Source organism: Schaalia sp. lx-100 (assembly GCF_021083625.1).
In the GTDB taxonomy this organism is placed as follows: Bacteria; Actinomycetota; Actinomycetes; order Actinomycetales; family Actinomycetaceae; genus Pauljensenia.
The window spans coordinates 1-19,150 of record NZ_JAJNRP010000004.1; the positions used below are offsets into that span (position 1 = coordinate 1).

Consider the following 19,150-nt stretch of genomic DNA (forward strand, 5'->3'; position numbering starts at 1 on the left):
TTTCAGTTGGTAAGGTAGCTAATCAGTTGATCCGCGGCAGTATCACGCTGACCAAGGTGGACGCTGAAACGCGTGCTCGGCTTGCTGGCGCGGTCTTTGAGCTTGTGGATGCTCAAGGCGGCGTGGTTGATGAGCAAACCAGCAGGACTGATGGTGTGGTCTCGTTTGAGGGCGTGCCGTACGGTGAGTATGTGGTGCGTGAAAAGAGCGCGCCTGCATCGTTCTTGCCCAGTAGTGTGACACTGAAGGCGAGTATTACTCGTAATGAGCAGGTTGTTGCTTTGGGCGAGTATGTGAATACCGCGATGCGTGGCAGTATTTGGGTGCATAAGATTGACGCTGAAACAGGCCAGCCTTTACAAGGCGTGAAGTTTGGTGTGTATCAGCAGCCAGAAAACATGAACCTTCCTGCCCGTAGCACAGATAACGCGGGTGAGCAGCCACAAAATGGCGCCCACACAACAAACCCCGCCGACACAAACCCCGCGGCCAACACAAACCCTGCTGTTGAGGGCGCGATGAACGCTCCTGCGGGCAACACAAGCCCTGCTGCGGGCAACACGACTCCTGCTGCGGGTGAGGCAAGCCCTGCGGGGGGCGAGCTTGTTGCTGTGGGTGTGTCTGATGTGAATGGTGATGTGGTTTTTGCTGGTTTGCGTATGGGATCGTATGTGGTGCGTGAGCTGGTTGCTGCGCCCGGGTACAATCGTGCTTCCAGCCTGACGCGTATGGCGGTTCTTCAAAAAGACGGGCAGGTTGTGCAGGTAGAAGACGTGGAAAATACTCCGATACGTGCTGATATTGTCCTGCGTAAACAAGACAAGGCGGGTCATGGTCTTGCTGGCGCTGTTTTTGAAGCTGTCCATCAAGAAAGCGGGCAAACGCTGAGCGCGACCAGCGGCTCGGATGGTCTTGTGCGTTTTTCTGCTGCCCTGTACGGGCAGTGGGTGGTGCGTGAGGTTCACGCCCCGCATGGCTACCTGTTAAACCAAGAAACACGCACAGTCAACGTGAGCGAGCAGGGCGTGACAGTAGATGCCGGCGTGATAGTCAATGAGCCTGTCCCGGTCAAGATCGGTAAGAGCGCCCTGGCTATGACCGGCGCTATGCCGCTCATCTGGGTACTAGCCGCAAGCACAGCACTAGCCGGCCTGACACTCATAACCACCACCCGCACACGACGCACACGCTCGTAACATACGCAAGAGCACTAAGGCCTCACAGGGCCTAAGTGCCATGCAAAAGTAGAGGGTGTTCTTCTCAACCACAAACGAGAAGAACACCCTCCTGCTTTTTACTTCGCACACACGACACCCACGCATACACCCACTGTCCGCGTGGTGGCTGGGCGACCCAGACAAGCTCTGGCTATCGCCCACACATACCCACCGTCCAACGCCTAGTGACCCTCCACCACCTACTGTCCTTTACCTCCTCTAAGCTCACCCCATGCACAGTGTTCACCAGCTCTAGGATTAGCCTCACGTATCAAAAACGTAGGTTTTACAATAATCAAACTGTGAATGTGTGAGAGGACAGCTTGACTGACGTGCGACGAATTATTAATACCCCAACAGTGAATTAAGATGAATTGCATGAGTATTTCCCGAGCGCTTGAAACGGTTCAGCATGATTCTTCTGACAGGCCGACACCGAAACAACGATCAACGCGCAACCGCACTCTCACCATTTCACCCTCCGAAGAAATAGCATTACAGCAGACACTGATACACGTCAATGCCCCAATGTCTTTCGATGATGTCTGTAATCAGACAATTCACGGTGACACTTTTGAGACTCTCCCACATCTGCCGCGCGAATCAGTCGATTTACTCATCGTTGATCCACCGTACAATCTTTCAAAAGATTTCCACGGCACCGCTTTTAAGGCCCGATCAAATGAAGAATATGAGCTATTCACACGAAGATGGATTGAACTTTGTATTCCACTACTCAAACCAGAGGCATCAATTTACGTTTGTTGTGACTGGAATAGCAGCCTAATTATCGGAAAAGTATTGTCTGAATATTTCCACGTAAGAAACCGAATAACATGGCAAAGAGAAAAAGGGCGCGGAGCAAATTCAAACTGGAAAAATGCGCTGGAAGATATCTGGTACGCGACGGTTCACAAGAAAAAATATGTATTCAATCTTGACAGCGTTATGATGCGGCGAAAAGTAATTGCCCCCTACACAGTCGATGGGAAACCGAAAGACTGGGAGCAGACCCCAGAGGGAAACTTTAGAAATACTCGGCCCTCTAATTTCTGGGATGACATTACGATTCCTTTTTGGAGTATGCCTGAGAACACAGATCACCCGACACAAAAACCCGAGAAGCTCATTGCGAAACTCATTCTCGCAAGTAGTGATCCTGAGGCAGTTATTCTTGATCCTTTCTTAGGTTCTGGAACAACATCAGTGGTTGCAAAGAAATTAGGGCGAAGGTTTATCGGCATCGAATGGAACCCCACATATTGCGTTTGGGCAGCTAAAAGGCTTGAATTAGCTTCGACTGACACCAGTATTCAAGGCTATGCAGATGGGGTGTTCTGGGAAAGAAACATGCTTCAAAGACAAAGACGTGAATCATTCACATAAGATTTCTTGCTCTGCAACTGTGCAAGAAAAACTGTTTTAGGTGGGGAAATGAGACTCTTTAACAGTGAACTTATTAATTCGCTTATAAGCACAATCAATGCGGTTCCTGTCGGTCAAGATAAGCGCGTTTTAACGGCGATAGTGACGGGCCAGTTCAATCTGGTGAAAGACCGATCAATCTACTATTGTGACGATTTCGCAATAAGGTTTTCCAGTGCTGCAGGTAAGAGCTTTTCAAATACTGTTCTTTCGCTTTCTTCCCTCTTAAAGTTCGACGACCGGCCTTGCTTTGTTGCGATAGTACGTTCAGACGCAGTGGAACTCAGACTGATAAATTCCACTTTTTTACAGAAAGTAAGCCATTCTTCTCGGCAACTTCGGGAAGATAATATTCGAGGCTCTTTCAATGGGTCCGATATCTTGCTTGAACTTGATGGAGTTGTGAATCATCCAGATAATTTTGCTGTCTTATACGCAATGCATCAAGCATTTACTCAAAGTGAAAATATTGAACGACTTGTAGAAGCGACAAATGGAATAACGTCAAGCCGACGCAAGTTTATGCCTTCAACAGAGCAAGAGGCGAATATTCTTCACGCGCCAGAACGTACCGTGAGTTTTGTTCATTCTGAGTTCTTTGAGGTACTTGAATCAGATTTGAATAATCGAACTGCGAGAGTTGCTGGTGCGATTGCGATTGCCTCATTAATTGAAAATGTGAATTTGAGGGGGCGGATTGTCGAGGAATTAGTAACTTCGGATGATCCACAGCTCATTCAAGCCATAACCCATGACCTGAATAAGGGCAAGATTCTTACTCTCAATACTAATCAGGATCTAGGTGATTACGTTCGATTTTTTGATGGCTACAATACGGCGACCGACATTAAAACAAAAGTACTATTCCTGCAAAGCGCTCCGAAAGCATTCAATATCGATAAATTACTCAAGTTTTTAGCCATGCCTGAGAGCGTGTACTTGTTCTTTTTGATTGGAATAGGCGAACAAGGAAAAATAAAAACGAGGTTAGTCTCTATTTTTCAGTCCGATCTGTTACCAGAGTTAAGAGTTCAACACCATTGGGCGGGAAGAAATTCCCGTGGAGTCACACAAGTATCAGGTGTAACACTCGATAAAATCCTAGACAGTGCAAGTATTGAAATATCGGTAGGCGATTCAATTGCTGCTTTGAAGAATTGGCTAGAACTTTAGCAGCTCTTTGGTGGGGAATTTCGCCGCCACATCTTGCGCTGCGAGAAAACCCTCGGAAAAGCCGGGACTGCTTGTGAGGAGAAGGTAACGGTCGGGGTGACAGGATTTGAACCTGCGTATCTGCTTGGGCTAGATATTGTTGCTATCATGAATTATGAGGGTCTGATCTGATGTCAATTAAAATGGTCAGATTTAAGTAGCATGTGATCCTGTTTGAGATCAGAAAGAAGATCTCAGTCAGAAATTATAATATTTTATTTTTATTCTGTTAGAATAAAACTGTCTTGACTTGACTGCATGGTTGCAGTGTACCTGCGCTGAGCATAATGGGAAGGAAACGGTGTTTTCTGGCGAGCATCTGATATTAATGCATCATTAGAATTTGCTGTGATTACCTTAGCGGCGAATGCTATGCCAGCCTTAAGTTCTGACGGCTTTCGCGTACTATTAGCTTTACGAAAGACGAATGAATTTCGTAAGCATATGCAAAATCCACGGTGGATCCAGATTGTTCGCATACTGAGTTGGATACTAGTTGTGACGTATAGCGTATACATGGTGCTGTCGTTATATGTGGAGGTTCATGCATGACTGAAGTATTGGGCGCCTCGGGTCTTGTGGTGCGGCGTGGCTCTTTTTCGCTGACACCGATCTCTTTCTCCTTAGATGAAAACAGCGGCATTGTAGGACTATTCGGCCAAAACGGTGCAGGTAAAACAACGTTACTACGAGCTTTGGCAGGGTTAGCTCCTATAACGTCGGGTACGGTACGACGGCGGCACACTCAAGCGCGACGACCGGTATTTCTTCCGGATTCCCCGTACCTGTACGGGTTTTTACGTGTCCAGGAATGTGTTGATCTCATGGCACGGTATTTTTCTGACTTTTCTCGCCAGCGCGCTATCACCCTTATCGATGAGCTTGAGCTGGACAAACGTAAACCTGTGAATGCGCTGTCTAAAGGTATGGGTGAACAATTATCCATTGCCCTCATGCTGGCCCGTGATAATGATGTCTATCTCTTTGATGAACCACTGGCTGCGGTTGACCCAGTCACACGCGATGTGCTTGTACAAATCATTTGGGCAAATATACCGCCCAATGCTGTTGCACTGCTGAGCACTCATCTTATTTTTGGACTTCAGGATCTATTTGATTCCTACATGGTTATCCATGATGGTGCTCTCGTGCGCACTGAACAAATTAGCACTGCTCACGAGCGTGAGAATCTTGAAAGCATCGTGAAGGAGGCGATTCTTGGTGGTTGAATGGGGTGTAGAATTCCGAAAACATACGGCGTTTATAGTGACAACCTTACTTCTCACGGCTATCGCGCTACTCATGCACTTGTGTATTCATGGGTCAATTGCAGGAATCATATGGATTTTCGCCGTCATCTTGCTCTCAAGCGCTTGGGCTATATACGCCTGTGGTCACGTATTTTCCTATGTAACCCGTGGCAGTGACATGCTGTTGCATCTGTCAACTCAGAAGTCTCTAAAGAAAATGCTCCTCAAGACTATGCCCTTGGTAACCGGTTTTGCGCTGGTTGGTGTTGGCACAATATCTGGTTACCTGTGGGGATCTGAACGCGACACCTACCTTAGCCTTTCCCAAATCTTAGGTGCCTTAGGTTTGAAAGTCCTTTCCGTAGCAGCGCTCATTGCTTGGAGTTGGATACTGGCACGATGTGTCAGACCTATCCGTTCCTTTGCTGCTCAGCTCACTCTCTATGGCTTAGGGTGGATTGTTTCCATCACAGTACTTTGTATAGCCCTTATTATCGCCGCAAATACAAGTATGGATTCTTGGTTCATTGGGGTGAGTGACAATTACAGTGGCTTACCGCTATACGTCACCGCTATCCCTGTCCTTATCGACAAAGCTCCATCAATCGCCACAGCAACAACAATTGGCCTTAACGTTGCTGTTGTTCTTATTTCCCTAATAATCGAGGCCGTACACGACCGCAGATTTTATAACAGCTAGTATGCTGTGTGAGATATGTTCTGTGCTACCTGCTAGGTAAGGACATTACTTTTAGTCTGTAAGCATGAGTTTTTGTGCGAGTAATCAATGTGACAAATTTGTGTGAGAGGTAAACCCCGCCCAAACCCGAAGAGCCATATATCTAAAATGTGAATGGCTGTGTCGATACTTCACGCCTAAAAGTCACGAAGCCTACTAAATTCCAAAAAGGCGAAAAACCCTCGGAAAAACCGGGATTACTTCTGAGGAGAAGGTAACGGTCGGGGTGACAGGATTTGAACCTGCGGCCTCTTCGTCCCGAACGAAGCGCGCTACCAAGCTGCGCCACACCCCGTGCAACTCCACGAGTATAACCAGCTTGAGAACAGTCACCAAATACGACGACTCTTTCTGGCATGACGGATTCGTCACACACCCTATTTGTGCCCCTATTTACTGAGGACAAATCCGTAACAACGAGGCTTCTGGGCGCGTAGCAATCCGGAAAGGAACAAAAGGTGAAGTTCCTAAACCGGCTGACACATGTAACAGTGAACGTGCTTTCGGTGACACCCACTCATGAAGCCCTTTAGCCCACTGGCGCGGCACATCACAATTCGTCACCAATGCTCCCACGCCGGGTAAACCAAACTGGCCCCCATGCGTGTGCCCAGCCAGGATCAAGTCAGCACCCATATCAGTGAAAGCATCAAGGACCCGACGATACGGAGCATGAGCCACAGCAACACGGAAAACATCATCCCTATGCCACTCCTTGGGAGCAAGTGGAATCTGGTCACGATTCATATGAGGATCATCAACCCCAATCAAAGCAACCCGTTGCGCCCCAGAATAAGCCGCATAACGAGTAACACTATCCTCGTGAGCCTGCCAAGGTCGGGACTCAACACCTGCAAACGTATGATGATTTGCGGACGTCGCGCAGTTTTCAGTGCCACCATGCATTTGAGACGATAGGCCCCTAGGAGTTTCTGGTGAAAATACCTGCGCCACCGGCGGCCTACCCCCCTTATCAGCATCTAAACGAAGAACGCATAATGCAGACGCATTTGATAAATCATGCCAACCCGCATCAGTGAATGCGTGAACCAAATCCTGCCACGGCAAATCAGGTGTGCGGCCAGGAGCATCACATGTACGCGCATCAGAACGCAGATAACGTGACCAGCTCTTACGGCGCGCAGAAAAATAATCGTTCGAACCCAACACGAAAGCACCCGGCAGATCAAAAAACGGCCTGTGAGCAGCAAAAGCCAGTTCTAACCCCTGCGCAGAGCCAAAATTATCGCCGGTTGAAATCACCAGATCCACATTTTCACGCTCCGCCACAGCCTCAAGGAAATGCGCAAGAAAATCCTGCCCAGGATACATATGCAAATCCGATATGTGGAGTAACGTAAAAGGCCGTATCCCACGATAAGCCGGCACAGGAACGTCATAGCGACGAAGAACAGGGAAACGCCGCTCACACGCGCCCCAAGCCAACGACCCAGCGGCTAAAGCAGCCCCAGTGAACACAGTTCCTGCGGCATAACGTGCGACACGCGGTAAAGCGCGCCTCACAGACTCACTCCGCGTCACCATCATCATCTGAGGACGAACTTTCGTCAGAATCTTCAGACTTTTCCTTAGGCTGAGGTACCGGTGTCCCAATATAAACATTCGGCAGAGGCGTTCCCTGAGTACCTGCCAAAGACTTACTCATATACGGTGCCCAAATATCCGGACCTGCCAAAGAATCACCATAAAGCTCTTTATGGTACTTACCATTGACCGTCACACCAAGATTCGGTGTCGATGACGCTTTCGCATGTCCAACCCAAACGGAAGCAGACAAGTCAGGCGTGTAGCCAGTCATCCACGTATTCGCGCTGTCATCAGATGTCCCTGTTTTTCCAGCATAGCCCCGGCCATCAGCAATACGAATAGAGTAATACTGGCTAGTTGCCTTATTCAGAACGGTCGTAACTTTACGGGCAACCTCTGCGGGAATCACTTCCTTACAATCCGGTTGGAACTCTTTGAGCACATTCTCAGCGCTATCTTTAACAGAAGTCATTGCCTGAGGAACACAATACTTTCCGTTATTTCCTAACGCTGCGAAACCTGCTGCCATTTGCAGAGGAGACACGGTAGCAGCACCGATGATATTAGCGGGGTAGGGCGGAATGGTCTGCCCATTTTCTGTGATTCCCAGATCAGCGGCGGTCTGGAAAATCTGACAGAAATCCACACGCGACGCCATATTCACAAAAGCCTGGTTACCTGAGATCCCGACGGCGCGAATGGAATCCATCTGACCTAATTTGAGGCTGCCGAAAAGGTCATTCACTTTGTAATCATCGGTTTGAATAGGCTGTCCGTTACAACGGAAAGAACCATTCGGATAGTTGATGTCATTTCGGCCAACCAGTTCATAAGCATTGTGGCCTTCTTTGAACCATTGCAACAGTGTGAAAACTTTGAATGTAGAGCCTAACTGGAAATGCCCATTTGCAGCATAATTATTTGTCGTCTGAGCATCTTCGATGCCATAGGACGTATTTTGTGCCATAGCAACTATTTGACCCGTCGCAGGAACAACAGAAGCCAAAGCCGCATCCAACCCGGAAGGATCATCGTCAGGGACAGCAGTATTTACAGCCTCATCAGCATAGGATTGCTTATTCGGATCAAGAGTTGTGTAAATACTTAAACCACCTGTTTTTAAGAGGTGTTCACGTGCCGCCGTATTTTCACCAAAAGATTCATCAGCCAGGAACTGTTGTACAGCGTAGGTGCAAAAATACGACGCAGAATCACTGGCCCCTGCGCAACCCTCACGTAAAACCGTTGGATTAAGCTGATCTGCCACAGGGGTTTCAATAAATTGATCGTATTCTTCACGACCAATCAGTTCCTCTGTGAAAAGCACACCAAGGACCGTGTCACGACGCTCCTGTGCAGCTTCCGGGTAACGTAAAGGATCATATGTGACAGGCGATTGAACAAGGCCTGCCAGCAAAGCGGCCTCATTCCAATCCAATTCGGAAGCTGACTTTGAGAAATAACGTTGCGCCGCCGCTTCAATACCGTAAGTGATGGGACCAAAAGGCGCGATATTCAAATACCCGGTAAGGATTTCGTCTTTCGACATACGCTTTTCCAGAGCAATCGCGTACTTCATTTCACGCAATTTTCGTTCCGGTGTTTGTTCAGTTGCGGTCGAAATCAGCTCAACATCACCTTCAAGGTAACCGCGTTCTTGTAGGCTATTTCGGACAAACTGCTGGGTAATAGTTGACGCACCCTGAGTGGCACTGCCGATAAGGTTCTTGGCAATTGCTCGACCAATACCGGTCGCATCCACACCATGATGCTCATAGAAACGACGATCTTCAATGGCGACAATAGCTTTTTTCATCGTGTCGGCAATCTGATCAGAGGGCACAACAATTCGTTGCTTGTCGTAGAAACGCGCTAGGACATTACCGGCAGAGTCATACATGATGGACCCCTGAGCCGGTGTCACCATGTGTAAATCACCGGGAAGGTCATCAATGATCGACGGAATAGTTTTTGCAACCACTGCTGCTGAACCGGCAGCAGGAACCAGTAAACCTGCTCCAAGAACCCCTAAAAGTACTGAGATTCCAAGGAAAGTCAAGAGCAACGTCACGAGTTGCAGCGGTGTGACTGAGCGTGTACCAGAGTTCGCCATAATCTAAGGATACGTGGCATGAGGATTAATGCATCTTGTGATGGATATTTGTGTGTGTCACATCCAAAATGGGATGAGTTTGATGAAAATGGTCGAAAGTGTGTAAGGTCGCAGATGAAAGGTCAAAGGTGACCATCGCAAGGAGTCAAAATCATGCCGATACATACGGACGATCAAAGCTGGGTATCACGAGCCTTATGCGCACAGTACGAGCCTGACACTCTTTTCGTACAAGGAGCAAGCCAAAGACAAGTGCGCTTGCGGTGCATGGAATGTGAAGTGCGCTTAGAGTGCTTAGCTGATGCTTTACAGTCAGAGGCAAACTACGGAGTGTGGGGCGGATTAACGGAACGCGAACGCCGAGCAATCCTGCGACACTACTCTGACATTACAAACTGGGCCGAATGGATCAACGAATCAGACGACCCGTTAGCTGAAGAAATTCGTTCACCACAAGTCCCACGAGTTTTAGCGCATGTGAGGCACTAGGGTCTGTGTCACGTGGTGTCAGACCTGTCAGGCGCGTAGGATTCGTACTATGACTACTTGGGAATACGCAACCATTCCGTTGCTGACACACGCAACGAAAGCGATTTTAGATCAGTGGGGGGCTGATGGCTGGGAACTCGTTCAAGTGGTTCCAGGACCTACAGGCTCAGAAAACCTTGTCGCTTACCTGAAACGTCCCACAGGCGAAAAATAACATGATGTGACGATTCACTGTAGAGACAGTTTCACTGCATAAAGGGTGGTTCCAACGTGTAAGCGTTGAAACCACCCTTTATATATGCTCTGTATGAAGTTTTTAAGAGAAACTTCGTCAGCGTGCGCGACGAGCCAGACGGTCAACATCCAACAGTGTGACCGCGCGGCCTTCTAAACGAATCCACCCGCGAGAAACAAAGTCTGCAAGAGACTTATTCACGGTTTCACGTGAAGCGCCCACAAGCTGAGCAAGTTCTTCCTGAGTGAGATCGTGAGGTACATGCACGCCCTTATCAGTGGGGTTACCAAAACGGTCAGCAAGATCAAGTAATGCTTTAGCAACACGGCCAGGAACGTCAGAAAATACCAAATCAGACAAGGATTCATTGGTACGACGTAGACGCTGAGCCAATGCGCGGAGCATGTGCTTCGCTAAAGCAGGGTTCGTGTCAAGAATCTCCATGAGATCTTCGTGTTCAAGGAACAGCAAAGAAGCTGGTGACACTGCAGTAGCAGTTGTTGAACGCGGCCCCGGATCAAAAAGGGTGAGTTCACCGATGATTTCGCCTGGACCAAGTACGGCCAGCAAAGATTCACGTCCGTCAGAAGAAGTGTGACCGAGTTTTACTTTCCCTTCGGTCACAATGTACAGGCGATCACCAAGCTCGCCTTCGTCAAAAAGGGTTTCACCACGACGCAAAGTGGTATGACCCATTTTTTGCTGAAGTGAAACTTGTTGTGTCTCGTCCAAGCGTCCAAATAGAGGAACTTGACTGATAAAGTTTCCGTCGCCAATCATCTGTGGCTGATCTCCGTTCTAGTGGTCGGATCTGTGGAAACAAAGCCCACAGAAAGCGGAATAAACATGTGCCCTAGGACACTTTACATTGCATATGTAGTACTTGTCTGTACAAGTCGCCTTTTTCCTTGAATTTTCCTCAAGAAAATTTTATTACCGTACACCCGCAGCTTTTGCGGCCTTACGACGAGCACGAGCAGTGAAATAGGCGCCCGTCGGATTCAAAAGTGCCACTTCAGCGCGCAAAGCTTCCTCTTGACGACCAATACGACGAGCACGATGGGCCACAAAACCCACAATCACAAGCGCAAGACCATACAGCAAAATACGGCCCGAATAACCTGAGGCTTGCACATGATGAACGAAATTCGCTCCAATCACATGAGTGCCCGACAGCCAAGCGAAAAAGCCCGCAGTATGAGCATGAACAACACCCGGAACAATCACCCACGGCACGCCTAAAAGAATAAGCAAAATACCGCTCACCCATGCGCCTAACGAGGAACGCAAAGTCAAAACCAAAATGACAATGCCAAAGACAATGCTGATACCTAATTCGCCTAACGCAAGAAGATTCAAATTTCCTGTCACCGCTGGCCCCGCAGGATCAATAGCCATGCGCGCCCCCGCATCAGCAGCAAAGAACCACGTCAATGGAGCCAAGAAGAACATGAGAATCAAAGACAACCAGTGAGCGCCCGTACGTGAAGGCATCTCAGGAATGAGAGAAGCCCCCTCAAAAAGCGCGTTATCTAAGTTTTCCGGTGTTGTTTGCGGGACAAGGCGCTCAGAATCAGATTCACGAGGACGCCAAGAAGTCGCTTCCGCAGCATCTGGTGCCGGACTGGTTGGGGTGACAAGAGAGCGACGCTGTACCAGAGTGTCCTCAACCTCATGAATCTCTGGAACGCTGCCAGAATCCGGTGAACGGCGTTGCAGGACATCTTTCACATCGTCAAGGTCCCGCGAATAATCAGAGATTTCCTTACGTTCAACTGGCGCTGATGTGACGGGTGAAGCCATCACAGGAATCGTTGTCGTGTGAACCTCTGGTGAATCTTCAGAAGCAGTGGATGCCTGAGGCTCTGAAAAGTCGGGCGTAGACGTAGAATCCGGTGTCGATACAACAGGCGTAGAATCTGCAGCCAATGAAACAGGCATACTCTGAGAGGAACCCTCATGTACTGCGTCTTCAGGCAAGGAAGCCACGTGCGTTGAAGTATGCGTATCCTGCTGGTCGCGTTGAGCAGTAAAGGTATCCGTATGGGTTGGTTCATCACGCTGAGCAACAGGATCAGTATTCTCACCCTGATGGCTCACAGGTTCTGAATCCAACACGACAGCGGCAGGAGAGCCGATAATATCTTGAGTATCGCCTATTGAATTTTCTAAAGAAACTTCTTCCCCCGTTAAAACAGCATCACGGTCACGTACCGAAGCCCACATGGACTCAGATAATGCAGCGCCAGATTCTTCTGTTTGCGGCAAATCAGGTGCGGAAATATCCTGTTCAACGGCAGAATCTGTCGTTTCAATTTCTTCTTTACCATTACGAGGTGTTTCCTCGTGTGGCAGTACATCGTCTTGACGATCAGACATAAAGCCTCCTTATACACTACCCAGACCACACACTAGCTGTATCCGCCGTAAAATCAGTGTACAAAGAACGGCTTGCCGCAGAATTTTGTGTCAAAACACTAAAGCGCCTCGGCCGCATTCAGATAATCAACATATTCAGCAGGTGCGTCAGCCCCTTTTGAGGTTTTCGCATTTTCCATGAAAGAACGTAAATGCGTGATACGCGCCCAGTGAACTCCAAGTGTTGTTGTTCCCAGAACAAAACCAAGCGAAGCAATAATGGGAGCCACATGCCCATGAGTATTCAGCCCTAAATAACCGGGGGTTACCACATTTCCTGTGAGCGTGGACCATAAAGGCTCCAGAAAATACGCAGGAATGACAAGTAAAACCCATGCGCATATTTGTGGGCCGCCTAAAGACCACCGGCTCATTAACGCCACAGCGCCTAAACATGCGGCTGCTATCAGAGCCTCAATTGAGGAATAAAGCGTGATATGAGTGATGTCAAAGAAATGACCAGAAGCTAAAGGAGCAGTATCTAACGGTGTGATCTCAATAAGCAGCATCGTGGCAAGAATGGTGAGAGGAACAACGGCTATAGCAACTGCAATCCGTTTTTTCTGTCGATTATGACGATACTTTCCTTGATGATTCGACGCTATCCCTAAATGTGCGGCGTATGTGTGGTGGATAGAATAGGCGGCGCATGCAGAACCGAAAAGGATAGCTGTTACGGCTATCGGCTGAAAATTCCATGTCACTGCCGCAGAAAGTTCCGTACTTGTGACTGAAAAAGATAAAAATTTAGGGAAATACAGCAGGTTTGTGAGTTGAGCAATTCCGATAGGGATTGACCAGAATGCGGAAACAAAAAGACCGGCGGATGATTTATCACAGTTGAAAGCAATGAGGACAAAAATCAGTGCAGCAAGCCCCATGCCGAGCATACCTTCCACAGAGGCTAAAGGAAGCCCTACTGCAGTGCGCGTATAAATGTCAGCCATTGACACATTCATGATGATGAGCGCGAGGGGTGCGAATATGAAGGCAAATACGCCTGAACGGAATGTCAATGAGTTGAGGTCGATACGCCGCATACCTTAAGTGTGGCACTGACCTGGGAGTATTGCTATATAGCTGCCAGCAAAATAACGACGAGGTATATGAATGTTTGATTATTCACATGCTCTGATAATGAAACCTACGCAATAAATTGCGCAATAAATAATGAATCATGGCGAAACTCTGAGGTGCGTGTGGCGCGACTGGTACTGCGTGTAGGTCAGGCGGTACTACGCGCACGTGTCTGGTATTAGTGTCTGATATGCGTAGAGGATCCGGGTCCTGCTGAGCGCGCCTTCTGAGCGCACCCTGAGGCCGATTGAGCGTATGTTGTGTGTACATATTGGCCTTGTCGAGCTTTACTGAGCGCATCCGAAAGCGAAAACATGCTCACCAGGTGTGTGAATGCATATCGCCATGTACACGAGAATCAGATTATGGTGGGGCTGTGACAATTTGTGAACTGGTGGACCCGCCTGCCGCACTCCTAAGCGCGGCCGCTGAACGTGAAAGTGTGCGCTCTGCCATGAATGAAGCGCATGAAGCACTGGCACGATTACGATTCCATGAGGGACTTCGACACGGCTGGCAAGAAGCACGAGCAGAAGCATCCGTTCGTGAAGCAACAGCGTTAGCCGTAAGTGAAGGGCTACGAATAAGCGTTGATGATATTCGCGCATGGAGTATGCACCCTCCTCGCTCCTCAGAAATAGACCCAACGGCAGCCCTCGCCTTGGGAATATGGCGCTCGCAGTGGAATGTTGCGCGAACATTCACACCGTTAAATAGTCGCCACACTCTTGTTTCCCGCCGCGCGCCTGAGCCGCTACCTGCACGTTTGTCCGGTATTCATCGGGATATATGTTCAGCACTGGTTACCGGTGGCTGGCAGGAAGTCTCAACTGTAGCAAAGCCTGTACAGCCTCAACACATTGTCACTGTGAAAAACTATTGCCAAGCCCCAGTTCCTACCTTGATTCACGCCGCCGCGATTGTTGCGCATTTTCGTTTCCGTGAAGTGATGAGGCCAGCGTCAGCATGTGTGGGAGCAGCTTTTGCGCGCTCCATACTTGTTGAACATGGTGTAGATCCGACAGGTGTGGCCGTCTTATCGGCGCATGATGCGTATGATCCTGCTGCCGCTTCATCTGCGATCGCCGGATGGGTTCAAGCTGACGAGGACGGGGTAGCACGTTGGGTGGAACATTTCATGCGAAGCATTGTGACCGCTGCCCGCGTGGGTGAGGACGTAGCATTGCACATTCAAGGCAGGTCGCTAGGATAAAACGCTGCTCGTGCGCCTCGGGAGCGTATTCATGAGGTCATAGCAGCATTCTGGTATCACAGGGACTTATCCACAGAAAAGAAACATGAAGAAGCCTGCATCCACAATCTGAAGCTACCGGAAAGACAGGCGAAACATAAACCGCTGGAATAAAGCCATTGGCAAACGGCGGGAAGTGAAAAGTGAGCGGAAAATTCCTTTACCCAGGCATTTTTGCAGATGAAGTAGAAGCCGGCGATTACGCGGCTTTGCAACACCTCCTTGATGTCATGCGCCTCGATAATACGCAAGAGGACATACAGGACGAGCACATTGACCTTGTATTCGCCGGAACGCACACAGCCTACGACAAATGGCGTAAACGCGGCAGGGCAACTATTCACCTCGCCCACGATGGAACCTTTCACCTGCCCCGTGACCAAGAAAATATTGCGGCACTTATACAACACACAGTCAGTAGCAGGCGTAGGGGCGTGCGACTCCTTGTTGCTCGTTGGAATCGTTCTGCCGATGAACAGCACGCTGCCTGTCGCTTGGCACATTCACTTCACGCACATGTGCTAGATATGCGTGGACGCGGCCCAGGTCATGTGCCTTTCACTGAAACATCAGGTATTCGATGGGCTGATCTGCGCACAGAAGAACCTGCTTTTCCGCGTGGGATTGATACTCAATTTCCCAACGTTGGGCGTACGCGCGTTCTAGGAGCCGACGGCCGAGGCGGTGTTTTTGCTGACTCTGCGTTACTACCACGGGTTCTTGACGCATTATCGGAAGGACAAACAGCTGTAGTAAATGTGGGGCAATGGGATGATCGCGCGCAAATTGCAAGCAGCTATGCAGATATGGTGATTTTTGTGGGGCGTAGTCGAATAACAGATATACATGACCTATGTGCCGCGATCTGTCAATGGGAACCACAATGCGCATACGGATGTTTATTCCACGGACGAATAAGCGCGCTCACGTATACGGCATTATCGGAAATAAAAAACCACGCCTTTTATGACTTTCAGCAGCTCCACCCACGGCGATATCCACGCACACAACACGGATGGAAAGCACTCAGCCAAGAAATACTCACCACCGTGACCGCTTCACGGATGAAACACATGAGCAACAACCTTGCAGATCATCCGCTGAATGATAAAGGAGAAACAGAACAGCACCACCATGCGCGCGCCTGGAGCCTTCATCGTCTTTGTCGAGTTTCACATGAACGCAGCAAAGGAGAGGAACCTCAGTGTATTCCCCGTGAATCACCCGTGAGCACTCATGAATACAGCGATACAGATGTGGCGCATAGCAATATGCCGCGAACTTACCGTGGGCGGCATCGGAAGGACCCCTCATGAAAACACGTTCCGATGTGCAGCAGCATGAGGGCGGCGTAAGGCGCTTAAACAGAGCTGAGTCTGAAACACCGGCTGAGACTGAACAAAATACTCCTTCGCACAAAAATCGCATGTACGCTCAGATCTCCTCTTACAGTGAATCGCAACATGAAGTCTTACGAGCATATGCGTCAGGACAATCACGCACCCATGCGATTCTCACTGCAAGTAGGCCTGGCGCAGGAATTGCCGAGTACATCAGTACAGAACGCGAAATTCGCGCTCTCACAGAAGGGGTAGGCCCGGAACTTGCCCCATTTCTCACAGACACCGCTGTGACAGACCTACTGGTTGTAGGCGGGAAAATTTGGATTGATCGTGGGGATGGCCTCCACGATTGCAATGCGGAGCTTGGAAGTGAATATGCTGTGCGTGCGCTTGCTGTCCGGATGGCTGCAGCATGTGGTCGTCGTTTAGATGATGCTTGCCCTGTTGTGGATGGGACCTTACCAAATGGGATGAGGCTTCATGCGGTTCTTCCACCCGTATCTGCCGGGGGCACAACTATTTCAATACGTGCTTTTGGCGCGGTTCCTTTAAGCCTCGATGATATGGAAAAAAGCGGGAGCGTCCATCCTGAGGTGGCGGATCTTTTACGCAAGTTAGTTCACGTTCGAGCTAATGTGGTGATTTCAGGGGCAACAGGTTCAGGTAAAAGCACATTACTGGGGGCTTTACTTTCTTTGGTTCCACATAATCAACGAATTGTCTGTATTGAAGAAGTCTCTGAACTGCGCCCTCAACATCCCCATGTGGTGTCATTACAAGAACGACGAGCAAATATTCAAGGAACCGGCGAAGTCACACTGTCAGACCTTGTGCGAGCAGCCATGCGAATGCGTCCTGATCGCATTGTTTTAGGTGAATGTCGAGGTCCAGAAGTGCGTGATGTCTTAACTGCGCTGAATACGGGACATAGTGGCGGGTGGGTCACGCTCCATGCGAATGCTGTTGAAGATGTCCCCGCGCGCCTATCAGCTTTAGGAGCATTAGCGCATATGAGTATGCGAGCGATATCAGCGCAGGTAAATGCTGGTTTAGATGCGGTTATTCATATGCAAAGACATACGGGGGAAAGCCCAAAAAATTTGGCATCTGTGAGGGCGCAAAGTCCAGGTCCGCGCAGGTGGGTCAGTCAAATAGGTGTTTTTCGTGCAGGACATGAAGCAACTATGCAGTGTGTCCCTGCACTTGAAATACGCGCTCACGGGCAGATATATCACCGTGAAGGATGGGAGGAACTACGCACACGCATAAAAAATTTGACACACATGTAAATACAACCCATGACACGACATATTCAATGTCACTGGTGTATTCATTTGTGCTCACAAAGGAGCACATAAGGAGTATTTATGGGAATTTTCGGTATCGTCTGTTTCCTCGCAGGAATATGTGGGAGCATCATATACCTCGGTGATCTCAGTTGGCATGGTACGCATATACGAAAATGGTTGAGGGATTCACAGCATCGACAGGAAAATTCTGCGCACTATCGTGCGCATATTCAGAATGCGCCTGTGTTGTCTGAGAAAAATAGGGGAGCAAGAAACAAGAAAAGCGCGACAGCATCCCACAATCCACATGTGCTGTATGCGCATGTTCTGAGGAAAAGAAACACTTTTAACGAAAACGATATTGCGCTTTTATGCAGTGAAGTGGCAGCACGCTTATATTCGGGGGCTTGCCTTGTGGATGCATGGAAATTATCTTGGCAACGTTTGTACCCGATGCTGAAAGAAATAACGATTGATGAGGATGGAGTCCCGTCAATCATGAATATCTGTGCCGGTATTGATGTGCACGTGCCGGCAAGAAAAAGAATTTTTCAGCACCTACTTCCTGTGCAGAGCACAGGGTTTTTCGGTCGCTTTTTACCTTCGGCGCGTGCGGGGCCTCATGACATTTCACTACGTATTCCGTTGCGTCGCCGCCAAAATATTCGCGCAGCAGCACGCACAGTTCGAGCAGCATGCCGTTACACCACATATGTAGGAGCACCTGTCGCCCAAGTCCTTGAAATGATTGCCTCAGGAATTGATGACGCGCAGGTGGCACATGATGCCCGAGCGATAGCATGTGCAGGGGCAACGACATCTATACGGATTATGACGGCCTTACCTTGTATCGGCATGAGCCTGGCCTACATGATCGGAGCTGACCCTGTGGCATCTTTTGCTGACGGGGGTGCGGGAACAATAAGCGCATGTGCGGGCATATTTTTCTTAGCTGCCGGGTGGAAACTTTTCCATTTCCTTATGAAACGAAATGACAAATCCTTCACACAAAATATTGATATTCCTATTGTTTGTGACCTCGCAGTAGCAGGATTACAATCCGGTGCTTCCGTGCCGCGTGTGCTTGAAGCGTTGGGATACGCCTTAGAAGATGAAGCTTTGCGATGCTGCGGAAAATCACTTCGCTTAGGCCTGCCCTGGTGGAAAGCATGGGAAGGGGCTGACACTTATGCGCAATCTTTAGGGAAATCTTTAGAGATCGCGTGGTGTGATGGGGCTTCACCGGTATCACTTGTTCAGCGCTGTGCAGAACATATCCGTTCGCGTCGCTTGGTCAATAGTCGATTAGAAGCAGAACGTATAGGCGTGCGAGTGGTAGTACCTGTGGCCGCTTTACTTTTACCTGCTTTTATTGCTCTCGGTGTTATGCCAATTGTGCTTTTCTTGATGAAATCAGGATTTGAAGATCTTTCATTTTCGTTGTGACAGCACTCAATGATGAGAAATCGTATGAAGCGAAAAACTCTGAATCCACAGACTTTACGGATGACATACACGTTATCCACAGTCGCCATATGAAGGA

Annotated in this window: 16 protein-coding genes and 1 tRNA gene; 11 read left to right on the plus strand and 6 right to left on the minus strand. The window is 48.9% G+C overall.

Features of this window, described 5'->3' with window-relative positions; all coding sequences use genetic code 11:
* The 5 genes from LRP54_RS04100 to LRP54_RS04120 all read left to right on the plus strand — a co-directional run.
* A partial coding sequence (locus LRP54_RS04100; protein ID WP_231235104.1) for an MSCRAMM family protein occupies positions 1-1,196 on the plus strand: 1,196 nt, incomplete at its 5' end.
* A gap of 399 nt (positions 1,197-1,595) precedes the next feature.
* A complete protein-coding gene (locus LRP54_RS04105) occupies positions 1,596-2,603 on the plus strand; it encodes a DNA-methyltransferase (protein WP_231235105.1) in 1,008 nt (335 codons plus the stop codon).
* A 48-nt stretch (positions 2,604-2,651) separates the two neighbouring features.
* Positions 2,652-3,815, plus strand: a complete 1,164-nt coding sequence (locus LRP54_RS04110; RefSeq protein WP_231235107.1) for a hypothetical protein — start codon at positions 2,652-2,654, stop codon at positions 3,813-3,815.
* Between the two features lie 587 nt (positions 3,816-4,402).
* Entirely contained in the window at positions 4,403-5,083 is a 681-nt protein-coding gene (locus LRP54_RS04115) for an ATP-binding cassette domain-containing protein (RefSeq protein ID WP_231235109.1), read from the plus strand.
* Between the two features lie 238 nt (positions 5,084-5,321).
* Positions 5,322-5,804, plus strand: a complete 483-nt coding sequence (locus LRP54_RS04120) for a hypothetical protein (RefSeq protein WP_231235110.1) — start codon at positions 5,322-5,324, stop codon at positions 5,802-5,804.
* A 260-nt stretch (positions 5,805-6,064) separates the two neighbouring features.
* Here LRP54_RS04120 and LRP54_RS04125 read toward each other — a convergent pair.
* From LRP54_RS04125 to LRP54_RS04135, 3 genes are all read right to left on the minus strand, one after another.
* Positions 6,065-6,138: transfer RNA gene (locus tag LRP54_RS04125), tRNA-Pro, on the minus strand.
* Between the two features lie 98 nt (positions 6,139-6,236).
* Complete coding sequence (locus tag LRP54_RS04130) at positions 6,237-7,367, minus strand: metallophosphoesterase (RefSeq protein WP_231235112.1); 1,131 nt, start codon at positions 7,365-7,367, stop codon at positions 6,237-6,239.
* Positions 7,368-7,371: 4 nt separating this feature from the next.
* A complete protein-coding gene (locus LRP54_RS04135) occupies positions 7,372-9,504 on the minus strand; it encodes a transglycosylase domain-containing protein (RefSeq protein WP_231235114.1) in 2,133 nt (710 codons plus the stop codon).
* 153 nt (positions 9,505-9,657) lie between these two features.
* Here LRP54_RS04135 and LRP54_RS04140 point away from each other — a divergent pair, with 153 nt between their 5' ends.
* Positions 9,658-9,993, plus strand: a complete 336-nt coding sequence (locus LRP54_RS04140) for a WhiB family transcriptional regulator (protein ID WP_231203848.1) — start codon at positions 9,658-9,660, stop codon at positions 9,991-9,993.
* A gap of 49 nt (positions 9,994-10,042) precedes the next feature.
* On the plus strand, positions 10,043-10,207 hold the full coding sequence (locus tag LRP54_RS04145) for a DUF4177 domain-containing protein (protein ID WP_231203849.1): 165 nt from the start codon (positions 10,043-10,045) through the stop codon (positions 10,205-10,207).
* A 117-nt stretch (positions 10,208-10,324) separates the two neighbouring features.
* Here LRP54_RS04145 and LRP54_RS04150 read toward each other — a convergent pair whose 3' ends face one another.
* The 3 genes from LRP54_RS04150 to LRP54_RS04160 form a co-directional block, all read right to left on the minus strand.
* On the minus strand, positions 10,325-11,008 hold the full coding sequence (locus tag LRP54_RS04150; RefSeq protein WP_231203851.1) for a Crp/Fnr family transcriptional regulator: 684 nt from the start codon (positions 11,006-11,008) through the stop codon (positions 10,325-10,327).
* Positions 11,009-11,161: 153 nt separating this feature from the next.
* Entirely contained in the window at positions 11,162-12,607 is a 1,446-nt protein-coding gene (locus LRP54_RS04155) for a Yip1 family protein (RefSeq protein WP_231235116.1), read from the minus strand.
* 98 nt (positions 12,608-12,705) lie between these two features.
* Positions 12,706-13,686 carry a hypothetical protein gene (locus LRP54_RS04160; RefSeq protein ID WP_231235118.1) on the minus strand — a complete coding sequence of 327 codons (981 nt, stop codon included), beginning with the start codon at positions 13,684-13,686 and terminating at the stop codon, positions 12,706-12,708.
* A gap of 413 nt (positions 13,687-14,099) precedes the next feature.
* Here LRP54_RS04160 and LRP54_RS04165 point away from each other — a divergent pair, with 413 nt between their 5' ends.
* The 4 genes from LRP54_RS04165 to LRP54_RS04180 all read left to right on the plus strand — a co-directional run bounded on the left by LRP54_RS04165 (position 14,100) and on the right by LRP54_RS04180 (position 19,053).
* Positions 14,100-14,936, plus strand: coding sequence for a hypothetical protein (locus tag LRP54_RS04165; RefSeq protein WP_231235119.1), 837 nt, complete (start codon positions 14,100-14,102; stop codon positions 14,934-14,936).
* A 182-nt stretch (positions 14,937-15,118) separates the two neighbouring features.
* Complete coding sequence (locus tag LRP54_RS04170) at positions 15,119-16,291, plus strand: hypothetical protein (protein WP_231235121.1); 1,173 nt, start codon at positions 15,119-15,121, stop codon at positions 16,289-16,291.
* Positions 16,288-17,607, plus strand: a complete 1,320-nt coding sequence (locus LRP54_RS04175; protein WP_231203862.1) for a TadA family conjugal transfer-associated ATPase — start codon at positions 16,288-16,290, stop codon at positions 17,605-17,607. Before LRP54_RS04170 ends, LRP54_RS04175 begins: the two co-directional genes overlap by 4 nt.
* Before the next feature lie 78 nt (positions 17,608-17,685).
* Positions 17,686-19,053: a hypothetical protein gene (locus LRP54_RS04180; RefSeq protein WP_231235123.1), complete on the plus strand. Its 1,368-nt coding sequence runs from the start codon at positions 17,686-17,688 to the stop codon at positions 19,051-19,053.
* Positions 19,054-19,150: the final 97 nt, after the last annotated feature.